The sequence below is a fragment of the Methylobacterium sp. J-077 genome, from assembly GCF_022829365.1.
Taxonomy (GTDB): Bacteria; Pseudomonadota; Alphaproteobacteria; order Rhizobiales; family Beijerinckiaceae; genus Methylobacterium.
On the sequence record NZ_JAKSYJ010000114.1, the window covers coordinates 24,572 to 48,520 of the forward strand.

The following is a 23,949-nucleotide window of genomic DNA, read 5'->3' on the forward strand; positions in this document are numbered from 1 at the left end:
AACGAACAGATCGCCTTTGCCCTGCGGCAGGCGGAGAGAGGTACAGCGCTCCCCCGATCGGCGCGATGCTGGGCCACGCCGGGCACGACGTCACCTCGCAGTACATCCGCCATCTCGACGCGATGTTGATTGCAGCGGCGGATCGGGTCGCGATGCAGAACGCGCGGGAGCGATGAGCGACACCGAGCAGCAGTCCGGCTCCACGAGATGACCAGAATGGGTTCGCAGCGTCGGCGGGCCAGTGAATAGTCTCGGCCGAAGGCTGGGCGAGCCATGATGATATGGCTGCCCGGCCGGTACACGTTCCGCTATCTCAAGCGCCCTCAGTTCGTCTTGGCGCCGAGTTCGCCGAGGTGGCGTTGAACGATGCGATGGGTCTCGGCGGCAAAGGCCTTGAGGTCCGGATTGGTCCCGCCCTTGGCTTCCTTCGCGAAGGCGGCGCCGTCCGCGTCGTGGATCGCCTTCATGTCCTTGACATAGGCGGAGTCGAACGCCGCACCCGACAGGCCTTTCATCCGATCGAGCCGACCCTGGAACTCGGCGTTGAGCGTGTCCGGGAAAGACAGACCCGCGCCTGTGGCGATGGACTTCAACTTGTCGCCGACAAGGGCGTGGTCGTGAGACTCGGTGTTGCCCTGGTCCTTGATGTCCTGTCGGGCCCCTTTGCTCTCAGCGAGCTTGCCCAGTTCGACCTCGTACATTCCACCCTGCGAGACCTTAGCGACGAAGGCTTTGTCCTCGTCAGAGATGGTCGCAGCCCCTACCGCGGCGACGCTCACGAGCGATAGGGCGGCGGCGAAGCAAAGACGTGTAGCCGATTGACTGTAGGGCATGGGATGGAGCTCCTGTGGCCCGCAATAAAACCGGAGTCGAAGGTATACGATGCATCACGCTTCGGTGATGCGTTTATAAGATACATTCAGGCCTTCAATGCTGATATCGATGATGCGACCCCAGCGACCAGGATGAAGGCACCGTGCACGGTTCGGTTTTGCCGCAGTAGCCCTGCGCCGTGATCAGCAATCCGCCTGGATCCAACCTCCGCAAAACTGCCGATGTCACCGATGACGAGATCACCGCCGTGGTCGATACGGTGCTGGCGGACCTCGCGACCGAGGCCTAGCCACTGGCGAAGGGCCGGATCCTCGACTTGGTGGCAGCCGTGGCCAACTGACCTGACCGGTATTTTGGACCGGGCCTGCTGAGAAGCTCCTGCATGGTGACGGCCATGGATAGCCGGAAGGCCAGATCCGGCACGCTGACAGGCGCGGGCGGACGATCGCCCAGCGACGAATGCGGTCGGACGCGGTTGTATGTGTTCTGCCATAGACCGATCACGATCTGCGCCTCCTTCAGCGAGTTAACGATCTCCTGGCGCAGGCACTCGTCGCGCAGCTTGCGGTTGAAGCTCTCGCAAGACCCGTTCTCCCACGGCGAACCGGGAGCGATGTACTGGATCTGCGAGCCAGTTTTGGCGACCCATTTACACAACGCATTCGAGACCATCTCGGGGCCATTGCCGCAGTTGAAGCGCCTGTTGCGCGCCCGGTCGCAGCCGGAGGCGACTGGGCCGCGCCCGCCCTGACCGTCGGAGCCTGGAAAACCCGGGCCGAAGCGATCCGCCACGCGCGGAAGCAGGCCGCGTCCGAAGCGGCGGAAACCCATCGCCGGCGCGAGGCCGAGGAGGCCGAGAAGCAGCACCGCATCCGGCTCGACGCCCTGGCGCGGCGCGGCGATGCGGTCTGGCCCCAGATCGAGGACGAGATCAAGCGCCGCAGCCCGAACGGCTACGCAAAAGCTGCCGACCTTTTGTCAGACCTGAAAATTCTGCCTGCCGAACGCGGCTCGACTGCGGATGTCGACACGCGCCTCTCCGAAATTGGTGAGCGGCACGCCCAGAAGGGCCGCTTCATCGAACGGCTCACGGCCGCGGGGCTATAGGCGCAAACCGTCGCGTCAGGGCAGTCTAGATGGCGGAGGGAGCGGGATTCGAACCCGCGATACGGTTTCCCGTATACACACTTTCCAGGCGTGCGCCTTCAACCACTCGGCCACCCCTCCGGCCGCGGACAGGGCGCCCGGGCGCTCAGGCGCCGGGCGCGACCAGGGCCGCGCGGTGGGGTGCTGTTAGCCGGGTGCGCCGCCGGGCGCAAGGTAATGGTGCCCGGGCGGGACGAAAACCGTCCCGCCCGCTCGTTTTACGCCTCGGGGTCGAGGTGGAAGTGCACGCTCTCGACATTGGCGCGCTCGAACGCCTGCATCACGTGCTGGTAGGAGCGCTCCATCTCGGTGGCGTCGTCGCCCGGGGTGTCCTCGGGTTTGAGCACGAACATCAGCAGCGAGCGCCCGGTCACGTCGTAGCCGGTGCCGAACGAGAAACTCTCCACGTCCTGGCTGTCGGGCAGGTTGGTGTCGAGCAGCCGGGTCCAGGCCGCACCGCCCACCGATTCGGGCAGGGTGAACGTCACCAAGTCGTGGTGGGCGTTGAACATGATCAGCAGGGTCGCGTCGCCGCCGCGGCGGTGCAGGCCAGTGGCCTGGGCGCGCCCGTCGAGCTGGACCGCGAAGGCGCGCGCGCCGCCGTCGGACCAGTTCTCGCTGGCCATCTCGCCCCCGTCCGGGCGCAGCCAGGTGACGTCCTTGACGCCAAATTCCTCGTCGTAGCCGCCTGTGAGGAAGCGTCCGCGGCTGAGGATCGGCAGGGCGTTGCGCAGGATGACCAGGCGCTGGGTGAACTCGGCGAGATCCCGCTGCTCGTCCCCGATCGCCCCCCAGTCGAGCCAGGAGACTTCGTTGTCCTGGCAATAGGCGTTGTTGTTGCCGTTCTGGGTGCGGGCGAATTCGTCGCCGGCCAGCAGCATCGGGGTGCCGCGGGACAGGAACAAGGTCGCCAGCATGTTGCGCATCTGGCGCAGGCGCACCGCCTTGATCTCCGGGTCGTCGGTGGGGCCCTCGACGCCGTAATTGTTCGAGAGGTTGTGCGAGTGGCCGTCGCGGTTGCCCTCGCCGTTCGCCTCGTTGTGCTTCTCGTTGTAGGCCACCGTGTCGTGCAGGGTGAAGCCGTCATGGGCGGTGAGGAAGTTCACCGAGGCCCAGGGCTTGCGGCCGCGCTTGTCGAACTTGTCCGCCGAGCCGGAGACCCGGGCGGCGAGGTCCGGGAGCAGGCCGGGATCGCCCCGCCAGTAGGCGCGCACGTCGTCGCGGAACCGGTCGTTCCACTCGGCCCAGCCGGGCGGGAAGCCGCCGACCTGATAGCCGCCCGGGCCGCAATCCCACGGCTCGGCGATCAGCTTGACGTTGTTGAGCACCGGGTCCTGCCGGCAGGTGTCGAGGAAGCCGCCGCCCTCGTCGAAGCCGTAGGGCTCGCGGCCGAGGATCGTGGCGAGGTCGAACCGGAAGCCGTCGACCCGCATCTCGGTGGCCCAGTAGCGCAAGCTGTCGGTCACGAGCTGCAGCACCCGCGGATGCGACAGGTTGAAGGTGTTCCCGGTGCCGGTGTCGTTGATGTAGTAGCGCGGCTCCCCCGGCATCAGCCGGTAGTAGGAGGCGTTGTCGACGCCCTTGAACGACAGGGTCGGGCCCTTCTCGTTGCCCTCGGCGGTGTGGTTGTAGACCACGTCGAGGATCACCTCGAGGCCGGCGCCGTGGAAGCGCGAGACCATCTCCTTGAACTCGGAGAAGGCGAAATCCGGCACCGCCGCGTAGCGCCGGGCGGGGGTGAAGAACGAGATCGTATTGTAGCCCCAGTAATTCACTAGGTTCTTCTGCTGCAGGTAGTCGTCCTGCACGAAGGAATGCACCGGCAGCAGCTCCACCGAGGTGACCCCCAGGCTCTTGATGTAGTCGAGCACGTCCGGGGTGCCCAGGCCGGCATAGGTGCCGCGCAGCTTCTCCGGCACCCGCGGGTCGAGCTTGGTCATGCCCTTGACGTGGGCCTCGTAGAAGATCGTCTTCTCCCACGGCACATGCGGCTTGCGGTGCCGGCCCCAGGTGAACGCCGGGTCGATCACCCGCGAGCGGCGGTTGAACGGGGCGCTGTCGCGCTCGTCGAAGGTCAGGTCGTCGCCCGATTCCATCTGGTAGCCGAACAGGGCCGGGTTCCAGGTGATCGAGCCCACCAGTCCCTTGGCGTAGGGGTCGATCAGCAGCTTGTTGTGGTTGAACCGGTGGCCGGCCTTGGGCTCGTAGGGGCCGTGGACCCGGTAGCCGTAGATCGTGCCGGGCCGCGCATCCGGCAGGTAGCCGTGCCAGATCTCGTCGGTGTATTCGGGCAGCGCGATCCGCTCGATCTCGCGCTCGCCCTGGTCGTCGAACAGGCAGAGCTCGACCTTGGTGGCGTGGGCCGAGAACAGGGCGAAGTTGACGCCCAGCCCGTCCCAGGTGGCGCCCAGCGGATAGGGCTGGCCTTCCTGGATGCGCGTGCGGGTCGCGCGGGACGAACTTGTCGAACGGGTCGGGTCGGCCATGGGAGCTCCGGTGCTGGCAGCCCGGAACGCCGGCCGGAGCGCCGCGGGACGCCTCGGCCGGTGTCCCGGACTGCAACGCAAACGTCCCGGGCACAGCGAAGCTCCCGCCGGGGCGGGTGATTTTTGCGGTGCGAATTGGGGGGCGGCGGGGCCCGCCTCAGTTCGCGTTCGGGGCCGGCGCGGTGAAGCTGCGGTCGAGGACGCGGCTCACGTCGAGCCGCTTGCCCAGGATGCCGTAGCGGGTGGCGCGGTCGGCGGCCTCCTGGACCTCCTGCACCACGCCGTCGTCGATCCCGATCGGGCTGGTCCGCTGCGCCGAATAGGCCGCCAGCAGCACGTTCTCGGGCAGGCGGGTCAGCGCGGCGGTGCTCCTGGCGTATTCGGGAAGATGGTCGAGCGACCAGAGCCGGGCCCTGTTCAGGCGCTCCAGCAGGTCCTGCACGGCGGCGCGCTTGGTGGCGATCGCGCTGTCGGAGGCGACTACGAACGTGATGGTGGGCGTCAGCCCCTCGCCGTCGGCGATCACCCGGGCCTTGTCCTGGAGGGTCGCGAAGGAGACGTAGGGCTCCCACACCGCCCAGGCATCGACCGAGCCGGCCACCAGCGCCACCTTGGCGTCCACGGGGTTGAGCGGCGCGAAGGTGGCGTCCTCCAGCTTGATCCCCGCCTTCTCCAGGGTCGCGTCGATCAGGAACTGACCCCAGCCGCCGCGGGTGCCGGCCAGGCGCTTGCCCTTCAGGTCGGCGGCCGACCGGATCGGCGACTCCTCGCGCACCAGGATCGCCTGGCTCCGCGGGTCCGACTTGATGCCGCCGATCGCCTTGATCGGGGCGCCGGCCGCGTAGGCGGTAAGCAGCGACAGGTCGCCGGTATAGCCGACATCGAGTGCGCCGGCATTGAGCGCCTCCAGGATCGGCGCCGCGGCGGGGAATTCCGACCAGACGATCGTGTAGGGTAGGTCCTTCCCATAGCCGGAGATCTCGAGCAGCGAGCGGTTGCCGCCCTTCTGGTCGCCGACCCGCAGCACCACCGGCTCGGCCACGACGGCCGGGGCGGCCGACAGCACGAGGGCAGCGGCGAGCCAGGCGGCGGTGCGCCGGCGGGTGAGGCAGGGGGCGTCGGAGCGGAGGGGCATGAGGCCTGTCGTGTGGCTCGGCGTAGCGTGCGCGAGTGGTCCAGCGGAGCGGCGAAGTCTATGGACGTGTCCTCCGCGCACAAGGAAACGATGATCTGTATTGCGAGCGGATCGAGTGAAGGTGTTTCGCGCGATCGGCTCCAGCGAGAAGATGGATGTCGTTGCGGCGCGGTGCTCGTCTGCAGCGTGTTAAGAACTGGATGCGGCGTCGGTGTGTTATGGGGATGAGCCTGGATCGCCCCCTATCCGTCCGACGGGTCCGATGAGGAATGGGCGCTGGTGCGGGAGAGTTCGGGACAGCGCGACCATGAGTTGCGCGAGGTGTTCAACGGCCTGCGCTTCATCGTGAAGACGAGGGCGCCGTGGCGGTTCATGCCGCACGACTTGCCGCCGTGGGCGGCGGTGTACCAGCAGACGCAGCGCTGGCTGGCTGCGGCGTGCTTCACCGATGTGGTTGGGGATCTACGGGCGGTTCTACGGATGGCAGGGGATCGCAAGCCGGAGCCGTCGGCGGTGATCCTGGACAGCCGGACGCTGCGACCCTCGCCCGAGAGCGGCGAGCGGTCGGGCTACGACGGGGCCAAGCGCAAGCGCGGTTCGAAGGTGCATCTGGCGGTCGACACGCCAGGCCACGTGGTAGCGCTGCATGTCACCCCGGCCGATGCCGACGATCGCGGCGAGGTCAATCGCCTGACCGGCGCGGTGCAGGCGGAGACGGGCGGCACCGTGGAGACCGGCTTCGTCGACCAGGGCTATACCGGTGAGCGAGCAGCCGAGGCGGGCCGGGCGCACGGGATCGCCCTGGAGGTGGTCGAGGCGCCCGAGGCCAGGCGCGGCTTCGTGCTGCTGCCACACCGCTGGGTGGTCGAGCGCTCGTTCGCCTGGGCGACGCGCTATCGACGCCTGATTAAGGATTACGAGCGTTATGCCAGCACGCTGGCAGGACTTCACAGGGTCGCCCTCGTCTGCCTCATGCTCAAACAAGCCGGACGACTGATGACAGGTTCATAACACATTTTATGGCTGACCAGCGCAGTCAAACAGGCTGGGGAAAAAGGCCGAACGTCTCGCCCGGCGAACGAAGTAACGGCGATCGGGGGCAGGCATGAGGTTGAGGACGGCATCCGCGTCGAACCTCACGGCCTTGACCGCAGACGTTGTGAAGAAGCACGATTCACGGCATCAGTCGTCCGAGCACATCTAGCGCTGAAGCCGATGGAAACGCCGTGAGCAGCTTGAAATTCGGGACGAGTGGCTTGCGGGGTCTCGTAACGGATCTCGTGGGCTGGCCGAGCTACGCATACACCAGCGCGTTCTTTCGATCCGTCTCGGCGGGAGAGGGGCGCCGCCAGGTCGTGATCGGTCGGGACCTCCGTGACAGCAGCCACGGCATCGCCGCGACGGTGGCGCGTGCTGCGGCGGCTTCCGGCTTCGAGGCGATCGACTGTGGCGCCCTCCCGACCCCGGCCCTCGCGCTCGAAGCGATGCGGCGCGGCGCCTATGCCGTCATGGTCACCGGCAGTCACATCCCCGAGGACCGCAACGGCCTGAAATTCTATCGGCCCGACGGTGAGATCACCAAGGACGACGAGGTCGCCATCCTGGCAGCCCTGGGGGATGTCACAGCCGTCGGCGAGATGCCGACATTGGCTGCGGCACCATCGGAACCCGGTGCTGTCGAGCGCTACCATCGGCGCTACAGCGAAGCCTTCGCGCCCGAGATCCTGAAGGGCCTGCGCATCGCGGTCTACCAGCAGAGTTCGGTCGCGCGCGACCTGCTGACCGATCTGCTCGCCAGCTTCGGGGCGCACCTCACGCCGATCGGCCGGTCGGAGACGTTCGTGCCGATTGATACCGAGGCGCATCGGCCCGAGGACATCGCGTTCATCCGCGAGGTCATGGCGTCCGGCGACTTCGACGCGCTCGTGACGACCGACGGCGACGCGGACCGGCCCCTGGTGGCCGATGGCGCCGGGCGGATCGTGCGCGGGGATGTGCTCGGGCTGATCACCGCCCGCTACCTCGGCGCCGATACGGTTGTGGTGCCGGTTACAGCCGGTTCGGCGCTGGAGCAATCCGGTGGCTTCGGCCGGGTCGTGCGCACCAAGGTCGGCTCGCCCTTCGTCATCGCCGGCATGGAGCAGGCGACGGGAGCCGGGGCGCAGGCCGTCGTGGGGTTCGAGGCGAATGGCGGCTTTTTGCTCGGATCGGATGTCGCCCTCGGGAGCCAGATCCTGCCCGCGCTGCCGACGCGGGACGCGGTACTGCCGATCCTGGCCGCACTCGCGGCAGCGCGCGCGGCCGGTACGTCGCTGGCCGATCTCGTGACCTCGCTCGATGCCGGGGAGATGGCGAGCGACCGGCTTCCGAACACGTCCTCGGAGCGAAGCGGCGCCTTTCTCGAGCGCCTCCGCGAAGAGGCCTTCCGAGGCGAATTCCTCCGGCCGATCGGTTCGCCGCAATCGGTCGATGAGCAGGATGGCATCCGAATCGGGCTCGACGGCGGACGGTCGATCCATTTCCGGGCCTCGGGCAACGCTCCGGAACTGCGATGCTATGCGGAGGCCAAGACGGCGCGGGACGCCCAGGATCTCGTCCGCTGGGGTCTGACGGCAGCGGCGGCCGCCATGACGGAACAGGCCGGACGATCGTGACGATCGTGACAGCCAGTGGCTGCGTCACGATCGGTTCCCGCATCCCGGCCTGATACCGCTCCGGGCCTCAGAGACTGTCCTATGACGAAGACCCCCGTCCACGACATCGACACCCACTACATGCGCCGGATCCAGCAGCAGCAGATCGAACTGGCGCTCATCAAGGGTGAGCGCGACACGGCCGTGCGGGACCGCGATCTGGCGCGGGCCCATTCCGAGGCCATGGCCAAACTGGTCGATGCCGTGCTGGCGAGCCTCCGGCCCTACGGGTTCAGCCGCAAGCGCTTCGTGTTCGCCATTCGCAACGCGGCGCGCGCCATCCCGGACCGAGAGCCCGATTCACTCCAGCACGCCGTCCTGTTCGACGGCTCGAACCGGATCCTGGGGGGCCAGCCTTCCGGCAGCCTCCGGCGCTGAGCGCGCACAATCCGAACACGTCCCCGTATCGATCGATCGCAGTCAACAGGTGGAACACAGGTCCATGGATGTCGAGCTCCTGACAGTGTTCAACGCCTTGATCGATCTCAGGAACAATCTGGATACGGAGTCCCATCTCCTCAGCGCCGAGATCGAATTCCTGGCCTTCGCCACGAAGATGGCCCCGTACTCCAACGCCCAGCTGCTGCAGGACCTGTGGGTCCTGTACGAGCTGAAGGAGAAGCGGAACGGCTATTTCGTCGAGTTCGGCGCCTGCGACGGCGTCAGCCTCAGCAATACGCTCCTGCTCGAGAAGACCTTCGGCTGGCAGGGCGCCCTCGCGGAGCCGGCCCGGGCTTGGCACGCGGCGCTCTACAACAACCGCAACTGCTACATCACCGACAAATGCGTCTACAGGACCGACGGGGTCGAGGTGCTGTTCAACGAGGTCGATATCGGCGAGCTGTCGGGCGTGAACGACTTGGTCGAGGGCGATTTCCACGCCCGGTTCCGCCAGGAGGGTCTGCAATACCCGGTGCAGACGATCTCCCTGGAGCGCTTCCTCGCGGAGGCCCGCGCGCCCAAGCACATCGACTATATGAGCCTCGACGTCGAAGGCGGGGAGTTCGACGTGCTGCAAAGCTTCGATTTCACGCGCCACGACATCGCCTTGATCAGCGTCGAGCACAATTTTTCGGACAGCCGCGACAGGATCCATGCTCTGCTGACTGGGCTGGGATACCGTCGGCGGTTCCGACAACTGTCTCTTTTCGACGATTGGTACGTGCGTCCCGATCTCGTCGCCGCGCACGCCTGACGGAGCCCTCTGTCGTGTCCGCGCAGACAGCGATCGAAATTCTCGATTCGATGTTCGACCTGTTCAAGCAGATGGGCAGCGGCATCGCGCTCGATCTGCAATGGCTCGCGATCGCGCGGCGGCTCCAGCAGGTGCGCGCGGAAGTCGTCTGGTCGGCCGATCTAGCCTTCGTGGCGACGAAGCTGAAGGCGCATGCTGCCCACTACGCGACGACCTATCAGCCGCACGGGGGATCGGAGCGGATCCGGAAAGCGAACGCCGACACGCTCGACAAGGTCGTCGCGCACTATTCGATCCTGCGCGCCCATCTGGAGCAGCAAGTGCCGGCCTCGTAGGCTTTGGATCGGGTCATCCGCCGCGCTGCCGCCCTGACAAGTCGCCCACTCCGACAGCCGAGCCGGAACGCCCCCGTTGACTGGGGCCGGACAGCGGCTATCGAAGCCTCAAGACGCAGAGAGTCCGCGCACGAACGTGGACCCTGAGGAAACGCCGGGCCCCCGTGCCCATGCTAGGAGGGCCGCCCATGTCGTCGCCATTCCACCTGTCCCGCCGCCGGTTCCTGTCCGCCGGTTCGACGGCGGTCCTCGCCGGAACCGTGGCGATGCCGCACGTGGCCCGGGCGCAGCGGGCGGACTTCACCTACAAATACGCCAACAACCTGCCCGACACGCACCCGATGAACATCCGCGCCCGCGAGATGGCGGAGGCTCTGCGCGTCGAGAGCGGCGGTCGGTTCGATCTCAAGATCTTCCCCACGAGCCAGCTCGGCTCGGACACCGACACGCTGAGCCAGCTGCGCTCCGGCAGCGTCGAGTTCTTCACGATGTCGCCGCTGATCCTCTCGACCCTGGTGCCCAACGCCTCGATCAACGGCATCGGCTACGCCTTCCCGGATTACGACGCCGTGTGGCCGGCGATGGATGGGGAACTGGGCGCCTGGGTCCGCCAGCAAATCGCCAAGGCCAACCTCGTGGCCATGGAGAAGATCTGGGACAACGGCTACCGCCAGACCACCTCCTCGACGCGGCCGATCGCCAGTCTGGACGACTTCAAGGGTTTCCGGATCCGCGTGCCGGTCTCGCCGCTCTGGACCTCGATGTTCCGTGCCTTCGACGCGTCGCCCGCCTCGATCAACCTCAACGAGACCTACTCCGCCCTCCAGACCAAGATCGTCGAGGGCCAGGAGAACCCGCTGGCGGTGATCGCCACGACGAAGTTCTACGAGGTGCAGAAATACTGCTCGCTCACCAACCACATGTGGGACGGCTACTGGTTCCTGGCGAACCGCCGCGCCTGGGAGCGGATCCCCGAGGACCTGCGCACGATGGTCGCCCGGCACATCAACGCGGCCGGGATGAAGGAGCGGGCCGACGTCGCCAAGCTCAATGCCGGCCTGCAGGACGACCTGACCAAGAGCGGCCTCGTGTTCAACAAGCCAGATCCGGAGCCGTTTCGCGACAAGCTGCGCAAGGCCGGCTTCTATGCCGAATGGAAAGGCCGCTACGGCGAGGAGGGCTGGTCCCTCCTGGAGAAGGCCTGCGGGAAGCTCGCATGAGCGGCCCGGCGGGACCGGCGCCGCGCGGCGGCGTCGCGCCCTGTTCGCGGCGGGTGATGAACCTCGCCCATTTTCTGCGCCGGGCGGCCCGACGCTGGCCCGACGCGATCGGCCTCGCCTGGGGCGACCGGAGCTGGAGCTGGGGCGCCCTCGATGCCCGGGTCGACGCCATGGCGGCGGCGCTGGCGGCCCAGGGCGTCACCAAGGGCGACCGGGTGCTGGTCCAGGCCCGCAACGGCAACCAACTGTTCGAATCGATGTTCGTCTGCTTCCGGCTCGGCGCCGTCTGGGTGCCGACGAATTTCCGGCAGACGCCCGCGGAGGTCGCCTATCTCGCCCGCGCCAGCGGCGCCTCGGCGCTGATCTGCGGCACGGAGTTCCCCGACCACGCCGCCGCGATCCGCGCGGCCGCGCCCGAGCTGGGGCTGGTGGTCGAGATCAGCGGCTCCGCCTTCGGGCTGGATTACGACGCTTTGGTCACCGAGCACGCGGGGGAGGCGGCCCCGACCGCCGATGTCCTGCACGACGACCCGTGCTGGTTCTTCTTCACCTCGGGTACCACCGGCCGGCCGAAGGCGGCGGTGCTCACCCACGGCCAGATGGCCTTCGTGATCACCAACCATCTCTGCGACCTGATGCCGGGCACCACGGAGGCCGACGCGTCCCTGGTCGTCGCGCCGCTCTCGCACGGGGCCGGCATCCACCAGCTCGCGCAGGTCGCGGCCAGCGCCAAGACGGTGCTCACCGGCGGCGCACGCCTGGACCCCGCGGAGGTCTGGTCCCTGGTGGAGCGGTGGCGGATCACCAACCTGTTCACGGTGCCGACCATCGTGAAGCTGATCACCGAGCACCCGGCGGTCGCGGCCCACGACCATACGAGCCTGCGCCACGTGATCTATGCCGGCGCGCCGATGTACCGGGAGGACCAGAAACGGGCGCTGCGGGCGCTCGGGCCGGTGCTGGTGCAGTATTTCGGGCTCGGCGAGGTGACCGGCAACATCACCGTGCTGCCGCCCCGTCTGCATTCCGCCGAGGACGGGCCTGGGGTGAAGGTCGGCACCTGCGGGTTCGAGCGCACCGGCATGCAGGTGCAGATCCAGGACGGGGAGGGCCGGGAATTGCCGGCGGGCGAGACCGGCGAGATCTGCGTCTGCGGCCCGGCGGTGTTCGCGGGCTACTACGACAACCCGGACGCGAACGCCGCAGCGTTCCGCAATGGTTGGTTCCGCACCGGCGATCTCGGCCATCTCGACCCGGAAGGGTTTCTGTTCATCACCGGCCGCGCCTCCGACATGTACATCTCGGGCGGGTCGAACGTGTACCCGCGCGAGACCGAGGAAAAGCTCCTCAAGCACCCGGCGATCGCCGAGGCCGCGATCCTGGGCGTGCCCGACCCGGCCTGGGGCGAGGTCGGCGTGGCGGTCTGCGTCACCCGGCCCGGGGCCGAGATCGGCGAAGCCGCGCTGATCGCGTGGCTCGCCGGTGAGGTCGCCCGCTACAAGCTGCCGAAGCGGGTGTTCTTCTGGGACGCGTTGCCGAAATCCGGCTACGGCAAGATCACCAAACGGGCGATCCGCGAAGGGCTCGAGGCCCGCGGCTGCCTGCCCCTCGACGCAGGTTCCGCTGCCGAACGGTGAGGGCGCGGACGCCTGCATTCGCTGCACTCCACCGGCCAGATACAGCCTCCAGACCAGCTCAATGAAGATTCCGTTTGCGCTGCATGCTTTCGCTGCATGGCAGGCCGCTTGAGAACCCCCTGACGCGCGATCCCGGGCGGGCGCATATTGCACCGCAGCAACCGGGCGCATGGCCCGGTCCTCGTTCGGGATTAGGCACGATGGCGACCCTCGCGTATCTCGTTGGCTTTCGCACCGAGCGCTCGCTCCTCGGCCAGGTCGCCGACCGCCTCGAAGGTGCGTTGAAGCGCGTCGCCAACGGTCGCTATGCCGAGCAGCGCGCGCGCATCGCGCGCACCGGCGGCGCCGGGATGATCTGACCGACCGTTAGCCTCAACCCAGGCGCGCCCGCGCGGCCTCCACCACCGCCTCGGCGGTGATACCGAAGTGGCGGAACAACGCTTCGGGCGCGCCCGACGCGCCGAAGCCGGTCATGCCGACGAAGCCGCCCTCCTCGCCGATCCAGCGGTCCCAGCCGAAGCGCAGGGCCGCCTCAACGGCGACCCGGACCGTGTCCCGCGGGATGACCTGCCGGCGATAGGCCTCGTCCTGCGCCGCGAACGCCTCCCAGGACGGCATCGAGACCACCGCGGTCGGGACGCCCTCCGCCTGCAGCACGTCGCGGGCCGCGAGCGCCAGCGCCACCTCCGAGCCGGTACCGATCAGCGTGACCCGCCGCGTCCCCTCGGCCTCCGCCAGCACATAGGCGCCCCGGGCGCTGCGATTTTCAGGCCCGCCCGGCTGGCGCAGGGCCGGAAGCGGCTGCCGGGAGCAGATCAGCGAACTCGGCCCGTGCCGGTTGGCCAAAGCCATCGCCCAGCATTCCGCCGTCTCGACCGCATCCGCGGGGCGCAGCACCAGCATGTTCGGGATCGCCCGCAGCGAGGCGAGGTACTCCACCGGCTGGTGGGTCGGGCCGTTGCGGCCGATGGCAATCGAATCGTGGCTGTAGACCGTGATGACCGGCAGGTTCATCAGCGCCGCCATCCGCAGGGACGGGCGCATGTAATCCGAGAAGACCAGGTAGGTGGCGCCCACCGGCACCAGGCCGCGATGGGCCGCGATGCCGTTCATCATCGAGCCCATCGCGTGCTCGCGGATGCCGTAATGCAGGTAGCGCCCGGAGCGGTCCTGCGCCGTGAAGGCGTGGAGATCGCCCTTGTGCCGGGTCGGGCCTTCGAGATCCGGGGCGCCGGAAAACAGCTCCGGGATCGCGTCCGACAGGGCGGCGACGATTTCGGCGGAGACCTCGATGCTCGGGCGGGCCGCGCCGGCGGCGGCGAAGCGGTCGCGTAAGGCGCGGAGCGCATCGCGCCACGTCTCCGGCAGCCGGCCGGCGCTCACCCTGTCGAACTCCGCCCGGACCGGGGCGGGCAGGGCCTCGCGCCGGGCCTGCCAGGTCGCATAGGCCGCGCGGTTGCGCTCGGCGACACCCCTGCGCCACGCCGCAGCCACATCGTCGGGCACCGTGAAGGCCGAATGGTCCCAGCCCTTCGCGGCCCGGGCCTCGGCGAGATCGGTCTCGAACACCCGCCCGCCATGGGCGCCGCGCTGGCCCTCCAGCCGGGGCAGGCCGCGGCCGATCACCGTCCGGCAGGCAATCAGGGTCGGGCGCGGATCGGCCTGGGCCAGAAGGATCGCCGCGGAGACGGAGTCGACGTTGTGGCCGTCCGCGTCGATCACCTGCCAGTCGGCGGCGCGGAAGCGGGCGCGCACGTCCTCCGAGATCGACAGGTCGGTGGCGCCGTCGTCGGTGATCCGGTTGTCGTCCCACAGGAAGGTCAGCTTCGACAGGCGCAGGTGCCCGGCGAGCGAGATCACCTCGTGGGCGACGCCCTCCTGCAGGCAGCCGTCGCCGACCAGCGCGTATGTGCGGTGATCGACGAGTTCGGGGCCGAACTCCGCGGCGAGCTTGGCCTCGGCCACGGCCATCCCGACGGCGTTGGCGATGCCCTGTCCGAGGGGTCCGGTGGTCGCCTCGATGCCGAGCTCGGGGGCGATCTCCGGATGGCCGTGGGTGTGCGAGCCGAGTTCGCGGAAACGCCGGATCTGCTCCATGGGCAGGCCGGCATAGCCGGCGAGGTGGAGCGCCGCATAGAGCAGCATCGAGCCGTGCCCGTTCGAGAGCACGAAGCGGTCGCGGTCCGGCCATTCCGGATCGGCCGGGTTGCACTTCAGATGACGCGTGAACAAAGCCACCGCGATCTCGGCGCAGCCGAGGGGCGCGCCGGGATGCCCGTCCCCCGCCCGCTCGATGGCGTCGAGGGACAGGAAGCGGATCGCGTCCGCCATCCGGGCGGTGAGGGCTTCTTGGGTCTCTGGCATGGCGGTGGCTCGGCGTTCAGGCGTGCGTCGGGGTTTCCAAAGGGCGTGCCCTTTGGCGGGTGATCAGGGCAGCGCCCTGATGCAGCGGACTTCGCTATTCAGCAGGCCTTGCCCTGCACCCACGAAAGGTCTCGGACCTTTCGAATCCGGGATTTTCAGAGGAACCCGATCGAGAACCAGGGGACCAGGATGATGACGACGAGGCCGATCAGGAGGGCCAGGATGTAGCCGACGATCGGGCGCATGCCCGCGTCCGGGTGGATCCGGCTGATCGCGCAGGCGGCGTAGTAGCCGACGCCGAAGGGCGGGGCGAACAGGCCGATGCCCATCGCGAGGATCACCACCATCGCGTAGTGGACTTCGTGCACGCCGACCTGCCGGGCGATCGGGAACAGCAGCGGGCCGAACAGCACGATGGCCGGGATGCCCTCCAGCACCGAGCCCAGCACGATGAACGCGCCGGCCGACACGAACAGGAAGCCGACGGCGCCGCCGGGCAGGCTCTTCATCGCCACCGCCAGGGTCTGCGAGAAGCCCGACTGGGTCAGCGCCCAGGCCATGCCGGTGGCCGCGCCGATGATCAGCAGGATCGCCCCAGACAGGGTCGCGGTCATCACCAGCATCGGGTAGAGCCGCCGCCAGTCGAACTGGCGGTAGATCAGCAGACCCGCCAGCACCGCGTAGACGATGCCGATGGTCGAGACTTCGGTGGCGGTGGCGATGCCCTCGACCACCGCGAAGCGGATCACGAAGGGCAGCGCCAGGGCCGGCACCGCCACCAGGAGCGACCGGCCGATCACCCCGCCGGAGGGCCGGGCGACGTGGCTCAGATCCTCCCGGCGGTAGCGCCACCAGACCAGCGCGCAGAGGGTCACGGCCAGGACCAGGCCCGGCAGCAGGCCGCCGGTGAACAGGGCCGTGATCGACACGCCGGTGACCGAGCCGATGGTGATCAGCACGATCGAGGGCGGGATCGTCTCGGTCTGCGCGCCGGTGGTGGCCAGCAGCGCCACGAGGTCGCCCTCCTTGGCGCCCCGCGCCTTCATCTCGGGAAACAGCACGGGTGCGACCGCGGCCATGTCGGCGGCCTTCGAGCCGGAGATGCCCGAGACGAGGTACATGGCCCCGACCAGCACATAATGCAGGCCGCCGCGGACGTGGCCGAGCAGCGAGGCCAGGAACCCGACCATGGCCCGGGCCATGCCGGTCATCTCGATCAGCAGGCCGAGGAACACGAACAGCGGCACCGCGAGCAGGATCAGGTGGCTCATGCCCTCGTCCATGCGCCCAACCACCACCATCGACGGCGCGCCGGTGGTGAGCGTGATGTAGGCGTAGGTCGACAGCCCGAACGCAAAAGCGATCGGCACGCCGGAGAAGACCAGGGCGCCGACGCCGAGGACGAAGAACAGCAGCAGGTTGAGGTTGCCCAGGCCCGCGAACACGGGCTGCAGGGCGACGAGCCCGGCCGCGATGGCGCCGCCCAGGGCGAGCGCCCCGACGGTGAGGCGCCAGTCGGCGGTCTCCAGCAGGCGGATCAGCGCGACCAGGAGCATCAGGCCGAAGCCGATCGGCAGGGCGGCGGCGCGCCAGGCGTTGTTGAGCTCCAGCGCGGGGGTCTGGACGAAGCTCTCCTCGCTGGCGAACTCGAAAGCCGGCTCCAGCAGCAGCGCCACGAAGATCAGGCCGGCCACCAGGGCGACCGTCTCCAGGAAGGCGCGCAGGCGCGGGCCGCACATCGCCACGATGGCGGTCATGCGCATGTGCTCGGCGCGGCGGAAGGCGACCACGGCGCCCAGCATGGCGAGCCACAGGAACAGGATCGCGGCCAGCTCGTCCGACCAGACCAGCGGCTCGCGGAACACGTAGCGGCTGACCACGCCGCCGAACAGCACGCCGATCTCGGCCAGCACCAGCAGCGCCGCCGGGATCTCCACGAGGTAGCCGAGGGCCGCGTCCAGCTTGCGCAGCCAGCTCCGGGCGCGGAGCGGCGGTCCCGCCAGCTCAAGCCCTGCCGCGCTCTCGACGGCCGCGATGTCGATCTGCATGGCGTCCCGTCCCTCAGGTGAGCTTGCCGGACACGTCTTCGAGATGCGCCCACGCCGCATCGCCGTACTTGGCCTTCCAGTCCCGGTAGAAGCTCGTCCGGCCGAGCGCCTCTCGGAAGCGCGCGCGGTCGACATCGACGAAGGTGATACCCTTGGCGGTGAGGCTCTCGCGTAAGGACAGGCTGAGCTTGGCGACATCCGCGCGTTGGTCAGTGCCGGACCGGTCGAATTCGCGCGCAACCGTCTGGCGCAGATCCTCCGGCAGGCGCTGCCACGCGCGTTTGTTGCCCAGGATCCAGTAGCCGTCCCAGACATGCCCGGTGAGGCTGCAGGATTTCTGCACCTCGTAGAGCCGGGCCGTGGCGGTGATGGCGAGCGGGTTCTCCTGGCCCTCGACCACCTTGGTCTGCAGCGCGGAATACAGCTCGTTGAAATTGATCGGCGCCGCACCGGCATCGAGCGCCTTGAACAGCGAGGTCAGCATCGGCGCAGGCGGCACGCGGATCTTGAAGCCCTTCAGGTCCTCGGGCGTCCTGATCTCGCGGGTCGAGGAGGTGATCTGCCGGAAGCCGTTGTCCCAGACCTTCGAGATCGTGAGGATCGGCGTCTTGGCGATCTCGGCCCGGACGTAATCGCCGAGCCCGCCATCCATCGCCGACCAGACCGCGTCGTAATCCTTGAACGCGAAGCCGGTGTTGGGCAGGCTTGCGGCCGGCACGAAGGTGGCGAGGATCGAGGTCGCGAGGTTGAAGAACTCGACGCTGCCGTTGCGCACCTGCGCCAGCAGGTCGGTGTCGGAGCCGAGCTGGTTGGCCGGGAACAGCTTGATCTCCAGGCGCCCGCCGGTCGCCTCGCGGATCCGGTCGAGAGCCTCCTGCGCCCGGACGTTGACCGGATGGGTCGGGTCCTGGCCGGTGGCGAGCTTGTAGGAAAACTCGGCGGCCTGCCCGCGCCGGGTCAGGTTGCCGAAGACCGGAACGGCGGCCGCACCGGCGAGCAGGCTGCGGCGGCTGAAACGCGTGTCGCGCATGATTTCACTCCCTGGGTCGTTCCGAGCCGCGCGATCCCCGCCGTTATCCGGTCATGTGGATCGTGCGCCCCTCCGTTATTCGGCCCTGGATACGGGTCCCGGTGCCGTCTTCGTGCGTCTCGCGCGCCGCTTCTTCTCCGGCGCGGATCATCCGAGGTCCACGGCGCGCGGACAAGCCGCGCCGGCCCGCAAGCCCCTACATTTACGTGCCGTTGAGCGCGCGATAGGCGCGCACAACCTGGCTGTCGTCGACCGCGCCGTCGCCCCGGCCCGAGGTCGAGACGAAGAGCTGATGGGCCAGCGCCGCGAGCGGCAGGGCCGCGCCGGCGCTGCGGCCGGCCTCCAGCACGATGCCGAGATCCTTGACGAAGATGTCGACCGCGCTGGTCACCTCCGGCTCGGCCTCCAGCATCCGGGGCCCGCGGTCGCGCAGCATCCAGCTCGACGCCGAGGAGCCCGAGAGAATTTCCAGCACCACCGCGCAATCGACCCCGACCCGCCCGGCCAGGGCCATCGCCTCGGCGGCGGCCGCGATGTGGACGCCGCACAGCAGCTGGTTCACCGCCTTGACGGTGGCGCCCTGGCCCGGCCGCTCGCCGACAACGAAGATCCGGTCGCCGAGCGCGTCGAGGACCGGGCGGATCGCCGCCAGCGTCGCGGCTGGGGCCGCGGCCATGATCGTGAGCTTGGCGGCCTTCGCCCCGACGACGCCTCCCGAAACCGGGGCATCCACGAACCGGCGGCCGGTGGCGCAGACGCGAGCTGCGATGGCCTCCACCGCCCCCGGCGGACAGGTCGCCATCAGGACGACGATCCCGTCCGGGGCGAGGGCGTCGAGGGCGCCTTGCGCGAACAGCACATCGTCGGCCTGAGCGGCGTTCACCACCATCAGCAGGAGCGCGTCGGCGCCGTCGGCTGCCTGCGCCAGGGTCTCGGCCGGCTCGCCGCCTGCGGCCATCAGGGCCGCGCGGCTCTCCGGCCTGATGTCGTAGCCGCGCACCGAAAAACCCGCGGCGACGAGGTGGCCTGCCATCGGCAGGCCCATGGCGCCGAGGCCGACGAAGGCGAGGCGGCTCACAGCCATCCGCGGATGCTCCGCGCCATGGCGGCGGCCGAGATCCCGTAGCGGTCGTGGAGCGTCGGCAGGGCGCCGGCGTCGAGGAACTCGTCCGGCAGGCCGATCTGGCGGAAGCCGCGCTCGGGCATCGTGCCGTTGCGCATCAGCAGGCCGGCCACCGCCTCGCCGAGGCCGCCGATCACCGTATGGTTCTCGGCCACCACCAAGAGCCGGCCGCCGCGCCGGGCCTCCTGCAGGATCGTCGCCTCGTCCAGCGGCTTGATCGTCGGCACGTGCAGCACCGCCACGTCGATCCGGTCGTCGCGCAAGGCGTCCGCCACCTCCAGCGCCCGCATGGTCATCAGGCCGGAGGAGACGATCAGCACGTCGCGTCCGTCGCGGATCGTCTTGGCCTTCCCGAGCTCGAACGTGTAGCCGTACTCGTCGAGCACCAGCGGGACATTGCCGCGCAGGAGCCGGAGGTAGACCGGCCCCTTATGGGCGGCCATGGCCGGCACGACCTGCTCGATCTCGTGCGCGTCGCACGGGTCGATGATCGTGAGGTTGGGCATGCCGCGGAAGATCGCGAGGTCTTCCGTCGCCTGGTGGCTCGGGCCGTAGCCGGTGGTCAGGCCGGGCAGGGCGCAGGCGATCTTGACGTCGAGATTCTCCTCCGCGATCGCCAGGCAGATGAAGTCGTAGGCCCGCCGCGCCGCGAACACCGCGTAGGTGGTGGCGAACGGCGTGAAGCCTTCCCGGGCAAGCCCCGCCGCCGCGCTCATCAAGAGCTGCTCGGCCATCCCCATCTGGTAGAAGCGCTCGGGATGGGCCTGCGCGAAGATGTGCAGATCGGTGTATTTTGACAGGTCCGCCGACAGGCCGACGATGTCGGGCCGCGTCTTGGCGAGTTCGACCAGGGCATGGCCGAAGGGCGCGGCCTTGGTGCGCTGCCCGGGGGCGGCCAGCGAGGCGATCATCGCCGAGGTCTTCAGGCTGCCGCCCTCGCGAGGGGCAGGCTTCTCGTATTTCGAGCGTCTCACCGCACCCTCCCTTCGTCCAGGATCGCCAGCGCCCGCTGCCATTCGTCCGGCTCGACGCGCAGGAAGTGATTGCGCTCGCGCGCTTCCAGGAACGGCACGCCCTTGGCCATGCGCGTGTCGCAGATGATGATCCGGGGTTGCGGCCCCGGATGGTTCCGGGCGGCGTCGAAGGCGGCCACCAGCGCGTCGATGTCGTTGCCGTCGACCCGCTGCACGAACCAGTTGAACGCCTCGAATTTCGGGGCCAGCGGCTCGAAGTTGAGCACCCCCGTGGACGCGCCGTCGGCCTGCATGCCGTTCACGTCGACGAGGCCGATCAGGTTGTCGAGCTTGAACGAGCCCGCCGACATCGCGGCCTCCCAGGTCGAGCCCTCGTCGAGCTCGCCGTCGGAGAACAGGTTGTAGACGACGTTCTTCGAGCCCTTCCGCTTGAGGCCCAGCGCCATGCCGACCGCGATCCCGAGCCCGTGGCCGAGGGACCCGCCGGTGATCTCCATGCCGGGCGTGTAGGCGGCCATGCCGGACATCGGCAGGCGGCTGTCGTCGCCGCCATAGCTCGTCAGCTCGTCCTCGGAGATGATCTCCGCCTCGATCAGCGCGGCATAGAGGGCGATGGCGTAGTGGCCGATCGACAGCAGGAACCGGTCGCGGCCCTCCCATTCGGGATCCTCGGGCCGGTAGATCATGGCGTGGAAGTAGCTCACCGCCAGCACGTCGCTGATGCCGAGGGCCTGGGCGATGTAGCCCTGGCCCTGGACCTCGCCCATGCGCAGGGCGTGGCGGCGGATGTGGTAGGCGCGCTCGCTGAGCGGGACGTTGGAGCCCGCGCGGGGCCGTTCGGTCGGTGACGACGCGGTCATGGCGCTGCCCTCAATGGATCAGCATGCCGCCGTTCACGTCGATCACCGCACCGGTGATGTACGCGGACAGGTCGGAGGCGAGGAACAGGCAGGCGTTGGCGACGTCGTCGGCGACCCCAAGGCGCCCGAGCGGGATGCCCTTGGCGATCTCGACCTTGAGCTCAGGGGTGAGCTTGCCGCCGGTGATGTCGGTCTGGATCAGGCCGGGCGTCACCGAGTTCACCCGGATCCCGTCGGGGCCGAGCTCCCGAGCCATGGCCTTGGCGAGGCCCAGCACGCCGCCCTTGGCGGCGCTGTAATGCGGGCCGCCGAAGATGCCGCCGCCGCGCTGGGCGGAGACCGAGGACATGCACACGATCGCCCCCGAGCCCTGGCCGCGCATGCCCGGGATCACGGCTTGGCTCATGTAGAGGGTGCCGCGCAGGTTCACGTCGGTGACCGCGTCGTAGTTCTCCGGCGCGATCTCCATGATCTTGAGCGGCTGGGTGATGCCGGCATTGTTGACCAGCACGTCGATGCGGCCGAGGCGCGCCACGATCTCCTCGGCGGCGCGGGAGCAGGCGGCCCGGTCGGTCACATTGCAGGCGAGGCCGATATGGCCGGCCCCGATGTCGCGGGCGGCCTCCTCGGCCTGGCCGGCATCGAGGTCGAGCACGGCGATGCGGGCGCCGTACTGCGCGAACAGGCGCGCCGTGGCCTTGCCGATGCCGCGGGCGGAGGCCGCCCCGGTGATCACGCAGACCCGATCGTTCAACAGCATGGGACCCTCCCGGCGTTCCGCGCTGGTGCGGAATCGAAGCCTGTCGTCGCGACGGAGGCGACCGGCCGGCGACCGCGATCCGGGGATCGGGAGCCTTGCGGTGACGTTTCCTCGCGTCTTGTTCGTTGCGGCGACATTGGCCCGGGGCGGCCTTCGCGACAAACGCGAATTCTGCATCCGCAGGTGACTGAGATTCACCTGTTTACGCGTTTCAGGCGAGCTCGGTGTCCAGCTCGATCGCGAGTTCGCCGGCGAGCCAGCGGGCGAAGACCCGCAGGGGCGCCCGGCGGCGGGCATCGGCCGGGCAGACGAAATGGTGGCCGGTGTAGCGGATATCCTCTGCCCGTCCGGCGAGCGGCGCGACCAAGCGGCCGGCGGCGATCTCCCGCTCCGCGAGGCGGGTCGATTCGAGGGCGACGCCGAGCCCGTCCGCGGCGGCTGCCAGGGCGAGAAAACTCCGGTCGAACCGGATGGCGGCGGTCGGCGGCGGGGCGAGCCGGTTGCGCTCGAACCAATGACTCCAGCGCACCTGCTTGTTGTCGCTCTGGATCAAGGTCTGCGCGAACAGGTCGGCGGGACCGGCGATCCGGGCGGCGCGCGCGGGATCGCAGAGCGGCGTCACCGTCTCGAGCCCGAGCGGCATGCGCACCAACCCCTCGCCCCGGGGCGGGCCGTAGACGATGTCGGCGTCGAACTCGTCGGTGATGAAGCGGGCGTAGTCCATGCCGGCCGCCAGGCGCACCTCGAAGCCCGGATGCTCGCTGAGAAAGCGCGCCAGCCGCGGCGCCAGCCACTGGGCGGCGAAGCTCGGCGCGCAGTGCAGCCGCAGCAATTGCGGCCCGCGGTTCGCCACGAGGTCGAGGCCGCGGTTCAATTCGGCGAAGGCCCGGCCGACATGGTCGCACAGGGCCTCGCCGGCCGGGGTCGGGGTGATGCCCTGCCCGATCCGCTCAAACAGGGCGACGCCGAGGGACTCCTCCATCTTGCGCACGGCGTGGCTGACCGCGCTCGGCGACAGGTTCAATTCGCCGGCCGCCGCCTTGAACGAGCGTCGCCGCGCGGCGGCTTCGAAGATCCGGACGGCGGACAGGGGAACGGGCGGACGCATTCGAAGCAGAATGGGCCCGGGCTAACCGTGCTGGCAATGGCCGCGAAGCAGACCCCGCCGAACGGCTCGCCTCAAGCCGCCAGAGCCGTTCTGACGTCCCGGCCCTGCGCCTGATCCATGATCTCGCCGATCCGCTCGCCGACGGCGATGGCGATCTCCGCCGAGGCCGCGCCTTCCGAGCCCTGCTGGCAGATCCGGGTGAGGACGTCGGTCACGCGCTGTTCCATGACGGTCAGGATGGCCGCAGCGGCCGCGGGCTGTGCACCTCGGAGCACGGCCGCGAGATCGCAATAGGCGTCCTGGAGGAGCCGCAGCGTCAGGCGCTCGACAGCCTGTTCGTCTTCCGCCTTCAAGGCACCCATGCCACGCCTCCCTCGGGTCGCTCGATACACGGTGGGGCGGACGCGTTAACGGCGCGTAAACCGGCCGCGCCGCGCGACGCGATCGGCTAACCATGCCGGATCGGGGCAACCCGGGATCAGCACCCGGAGCAGATGCCGCTCGCGGCATCCCGACCGCCCTTCAACAGGCGGTCCATCATTGCCTCGCGGTCGTAGGTCGGCGTCGCGACACCCGTCGATGCCGGCCTGCCCGCCGAGGCGAGAACCGGCGGCTTCAGGAGTTCGCCGGGGCGCAACGCTTCCCAGGTCATGCGGCTGCGCCGGGACGTATCCAGGGCCGCGTTCGGGTTCAGGCCGCGCGGCTCTACCGCGGCGACCGGGACCGTCATGGTCCCGGGAATGACGATGCGCGGCAGGTCGACGACCGATTCGACTTGCGCCTCCGGAACCACCGACACCGGCTCCACCGGGGCGGATAAAGCGGTGCGCGGCAATGCGCTGTAGGCGGTCGGAACGTTCGGCAGACGCGAGCACGCCCCCGCCAGCAACACCAAACCTAAAGTCGCAATCCGCTTCACAGAGATCATGTGCGCCCAGATGCAAGACCCGGCCGAAATCTCCGGCCGCAAGACACTGAATTAATCACATATTAAGCCGTTT

Annotated in this window: 21 protein-coding genes, 1 tRNA gene and 1 pseudogene; 8 read left to right on the top strand and 15 right to left on the bottom strand. The window is 68.9% G+C overall.

Features of this window, described 5'->3' with window-relative positions; all coding sequences use genetic code 11:
- Positions 1-323: 323 nt before the first annotated feature.
- From MKL11_RS11440 to MKL11_RS11460, 5 genes and pseudogenes are all read right to left on the bottom strand, one after another.
- On the bottom strand, positions 324-833 hold the full coding sequence (locus MKL11_RS11440) for a DUF4142 domain-containing protein (RefSeq protein WP_243943326.1): 510 nt from the start codon (positions 831-833) through the stop codon (positions 324-326).
- Positions 834-1,119: 286 nt separating this feature from the next.
- Positions 1,120-1,524, bottom strand: a pseudogene (locus MKL11_RS11445) (integrase core domain-containing protein); the annotation flags it as partial.
- 447 nt (positions 1,525-1,971) lie between these two features.
- Positions 1,972-2,061, bottom strand: a tRNA-Ser gene (locus MKL11_RS11450).
- 137 nt (positions 2,062-2,198) lie between these two features.
- Positions 2,199-4,466: a glycogen debranching protein GlgX gene (glgX, locus tag MKL11_RS11455; RefSeq protein ID WP_243943328.1), complete on the bottom strand. Its 2,268-nt coding sequence runs from the start codon at positions 4,464-4,466 to the stop codon at positions 2,199-2,201.
- Positions 4,467-4,623: 157 nt separating this feature from the next.
- The gene (locus MKL11_RS11460; RefSeq protein WP_243943330.1) at positions 4,624-5,601 is read right to left on the bottom strand and encodes an ABC transporter substrate-binding protein; all 978 of its coding nucleotides are present in this window, start codon (positions 5,599-5,601) and stop codon (positions 4,624-4,626) included.
- A 234-nt stretch (positions 5,602-5,835) separates the two neighbouring features.
- On the opposite strand from MKL11_RS11460, the gene MKL11_RS11465 reads away from it, so the two are divergent.
- The 8 genes from MKL11_RS11465 to MKL11_RS11500 all read left to right on the top strand — a co-directional run bounded on the left by MKL11_RS11465 (position 5,836) and on the right by MKL11_RS11500 (position 13,040).
- A complete protein-coding gene (locus tag MKL11_RS11465) occupies positions 5,836-6,612 on the top strand; it encodes an IS5 family transposase (RefSeq protein WP_243943872.1) in 777 nt (258 codons plus the stop codon).
- 215 nt (positions 6,613-6,827) lie between these two features.
- Positions 6,828-8,255: a phosphomannomutase gene (locus MKL11_RS11470; protein WP_243943332.1), complete on the top strand. Its 1,428-nt coding sequence runs from the start codon at positions 6,828-6,830 to the stop codon at positions 8,253-8,255.
- A gap of 81 nt (positions 8,256-8,336) precedes the next feature.
- Entirely contained in the window at positions 8,337-8,672 is a 336-nt protein-coding gene (locus MKL11_RS11475; RefSeq protein WP_243943334.1) for a hypothetical protein, read from the top strand.
- A 64-nt stretch (positions 8,673-8,736) separates the two neighbouring features.
- Positions 8,737-9,489, top strand: coding sequence for an FkbM family methyltransferase (locus MKL11_RS11480; RefSeq protein ID WP_243943336.1), 753 nt, complete (start codon positions 8,737-8,739; stop codon positions 9,487-9,489).
- A gap of 50 nt (positions 9,490-9,539) precedes the next feature.
- Positions 9,540-9,824 carry a hypothetical protein gene (locus MKL11_RS11485; RefSeq protein ID WP_243943338.1) on the top strand — a complete coding sequence of 95 codons (285 nt, stop codon included), beginning with the start codon at positions 9,540-9,542 and terminating at the stop codon, positions 9,822-9,824.
- A 188-nt stretch (positions 9,825-10,012) separates the two neighbouring features.
- Entirely contained in the window at positions 10,013-11,044 is a 1,032-nt protein-coding gene (locus tag MKL11_RS11490) for a TRAP transporter substrate-binding protein (RefSeq protein ID WP_243943340.1), read from the top strand.
- On the top strand, positions 11,041-12,681 hold the full coding sequence (locus MKL11_RS11495) for an acyl-CoA synthetase (protein ID WP_243943343.1): 1,641 nt from the start codon (positions 11,041-11,043) through the stop codon (positions 12,679-12,681). The genes MKL11_RS11490 and MKL11_RS11495 overlap by 4 nt, the downstream gene beginning before the upstream one ends.
- Positions 12,682-12,881: 200 nt before the next feature.
- Entirely contained in the window at positions 12,882-13,040 is a 159-nt protein-coding gene (locus MKL11_RS11500; protein ID WP_243943344.1) for a hypothetical protein, read from the top strand.
- Between the two features lie 13 nt (positions 13,041-13,053).
- On the opposite strand, the gene tkt is transcribed toward MKL11_RS11500, so the two are convergent.
- The 10 genes from tkt to MKL11_RS11550 all read right to left on the bottom strand — a co-directional run bounded on the left by tkt (position 13,054) and on the right by MKL11_RS11550 (position 23,876).
- Entirely contained in the window at positions 13,054-15,045 is a 1,992-nt protein-coding gene (gene tkt, locus MKL11_RS11505) for a transketolase (RefSeq protein ID WP_243943346.1), read from the bottom strand.
- Between the two features lie 155 nt (positions 15,046-15,200).
- Positions 15,201-17,093 (bottom strand): TRAP transporter large permease subunit, encoded by a 1,893-nt coding sequence (locus MKL11_RS11510; protein WP_243943348.1) that lies wholly within the window; start codon positions 17,091-17,093, stop codon positions 15,201-15,203.
- A gap of 13 nt (positions 17,094-17,106) precedes the next feature.
- Positions 17,107-18,123, bottom strand: a complete 1,017-nt coding sequence (locus MKL11_RS11515) for a TRAP transporter substrate-binding protein (protein ID WP_243943350.1) — start codon at positions 18,121-18,123, stop codon at positions 17,107-17,109.
- Positions 18,124-18,325: 202 nt separating this feature from the next.
- Entirely contained in the window at positions 18,326-19,207 is an 882-nt protein-coding gene (locus tag MKL11_RS11520; RefSeq protein ID WP_243943352.1) for an NAD(P)-dependent oxidoreductase, read from the bottom strand.
- The gene (locus MKL11_RS11525; RefSeq protein WP_243943354.1) at positions 19,198-20,220 is read right to left on the bottom strand and encodes a transketolase family protein; all 1,023 of its coding nucleotides are present in this window, start codon (positions 20,218-20,220) and stop codon (positions 19,198-19,200) included. The genes MKL11_RS11520 and MKL11_RS11525 overlap by 10 nt, the downstream gene beginning before the upstream one ends.
- Complete coding sequence (locus MKL11_RS11530; RefSeq protein WP_243943356.1) at positions 20,217-21,080, bottom strand: transketolase; 864 nt, start codon at positions 21,078-21,080, stop codon at positions 20,217-20,219. The genes MKL11_RS11525 and MKL11_RS11530 overlap by 4 nt, the downstream gene beginning before the upstream one ends.
- Before the next feature lie 10 nt (positions 21,081-21,090).
- Positions 21,091-21,840, bottom strand: coding sequence for an SDR family NAD(P)-dependent oxidoreductase (locus MKL11_RS11535; RefSeq protein ID WP_243943358.1), 750 nt, complete (start codon positions 21,838-21,840; stop codon positions 21,091-21,093).
- A 211-nt stretch (positions 21,841-22,051) separates the two neighbouring features.
- Positions 22,052-22,948 (bottom strand): LysR substrate-binding domain-containing protein, encoded by an 897-nt coding sequence (locus tag MKL11_RS11540; protein WP_243943360.1) that lies wholly within the window; start codon positions 22,946-22,948, stop codon positions 22,052-22,054.
- Between the two features lie 71 nt (positions 22,949-23,019).
- On the bottom strand, positions 23,020-23,310 hold the full coding sequence (locus tag MKL11_RS11545) for a hypothetical protein (protein ID WP_243943362.1): 291 nt from the start codon (positions 23,308-23,310) through the stop codon (positions 23,020-23,022).
- 116 nt (positions 23,311-23,426) lie between these two features.
- Positions 23,427-23,876 carry a hypothetical protein gene (locus MKL11_RS11550; RefSeq protein WP_243943364.1) on the bottom strand — a complete coding sequence of 150 codons (450 nt, stop codon included), beginning with the start codon at positions 23,874-23,876 and terminating at the stop codon, positions 23,427-23,429.
- Positions 23,877-23,949: the final 73 nt, after the last annotated feature.

What these genes read in the sequence shown, in the direction of transcription:
- MKL11_RS11535 (WP_243943358.1), bottom strand. Translation starts at nt 21,840, where the DNA reads ATGCTGTTGAACGATCGGGTCTGCGTGATCACCGGGGCGGCCTCCGCC.
- MKL11_RS11540 (WP_243943360.1), bottom strand. Translation starts at nt 22,948, where the DNA reads ATGCGTCCGCCCGTTCCCCTGTCCGCCGTCCGGATCTTCGAAGCCGCC.
- MKL11_RS11490 (WP_243943340.1), top strand. Translation starts at nt 10,013, where the DNA reads ATGTCGTCGCCATTCCACCTGTCCCGCCGCCGGTTCCTGTCCGCCGGT.
- MKL11_RS11480 (WP_243943336.1), top strand. Translation starts at nt 8,737, where the DNA reads ATGGATGTCGAGCTCCTGACAGTGTTCAACGCCTTGATCGATCTCAGG.
- MKL11_RS11500 (WP_243943344.1), top strand. Translation starts at nt 12,882, where the DNA reads ATGGCGACCCTCGCGTATCTCGTTGGCTTTCGCACCGAGCGCTCGCTC.
- MKL11_RS11515 (WP_243943350.1), bottom strand. Translation starts at nt 18,123, where the DNA reads ATGCGCGACACGCGTTTCAGCCGCCGCAGCCTGCTCGCCGGTGCGGCC.
- MKL11_RS11460 (WP_243943330.1), bottom strand. Translation starts at nt 5,601, where the DNA reads ATGCCCCTCCGCTCCGACGCCCCCTGCCTCACCCGCCGGCGCACCGCC.
- MKL11_RS11485 (WP_243943338.1), top strand. Translation starts at nt 9,540, where the DNA reads ATGTTCGACCTGTTCAAGCAGATGGGCAGCGGCATCGCGCTCGATCTG.
- MKL11_RS11440 (WP_243943326.1), bottom strand. Translation starts at nt 833, where the DNA reads ATGCCCTACAGTCAATCGGCTACACGTCTTTGCTTCGCCGCCGCCCTA.
- MKL11_RS11550 (WP_243943364.1), bottom strand. Translation starts at nt 23,876, where the DNA reads ATGATCTCTGTGAAGCGGATTGCGACTTTAGGTTTGGTGTTGCTGGCG.
- MKL11_RS11530 (WP_243943356.1), bottom strand. Translation starts at nt 21,080, where the DNA reads ATGACCGCGTCGTCACCGACCGAACGGCCCCGCGCGGGCTCCAACGTC.
- MKL11_RS11510 (WP_243943348.1), bottom strand. Translation starts at nt 17,093, where the DNA reads ATGCAGATCGACATCGCGGCCGTCGAGAGCGCGGCAGGGCTTGAGCTG.
- glgX (WP_243943328.1), bottom strand. Translation starts at nt 4,466, where the DNA reads ATGGCCGACCCGACCCGTTCGACAAGTTCGTCCCGCGCGACCCGCACG.
- MKL11_RS11520 (WP_243943352.1), bottom strand. Translation starts at nt 19,207, where the DNA reads ATGGCTGTGAGCCGCCTCGCCTTCGTCGGCCTCGGCGCCATGGGCCTG.
- tkt (WP_243943346.1), bottom strand. Translation starts at nt 15,045, where the DNA reads ATGCCAGAGACCCAAGAAGCCCTCACCGCCCGGATGGCGGACGCGATC.
- MKL11_RS11475 (WP_243943334.1), top strand. Translation starts at nt 8,337, where the DNA reads ATGACGAAGACCCCCGTCCACGACATCGACACCCACTACATGCGCCGG.
- MKL11_RS11545 (WP_243943362.1), bottom strand. Translation starts at nt 23,310, where the DNA reads ATGGGTGCCTTGAAGGCGGAAGACGAACAGGCTGTCGAGCGCCTGACG.
- MKL11_RS11495 (WP_243943343.1), top strand. Translation starts at nt 11,041, where the DNA reads ATGAGCGGCCCGGCGGGACCGGCGCCGCGCGGCGGCGTCGCGCCCTGT.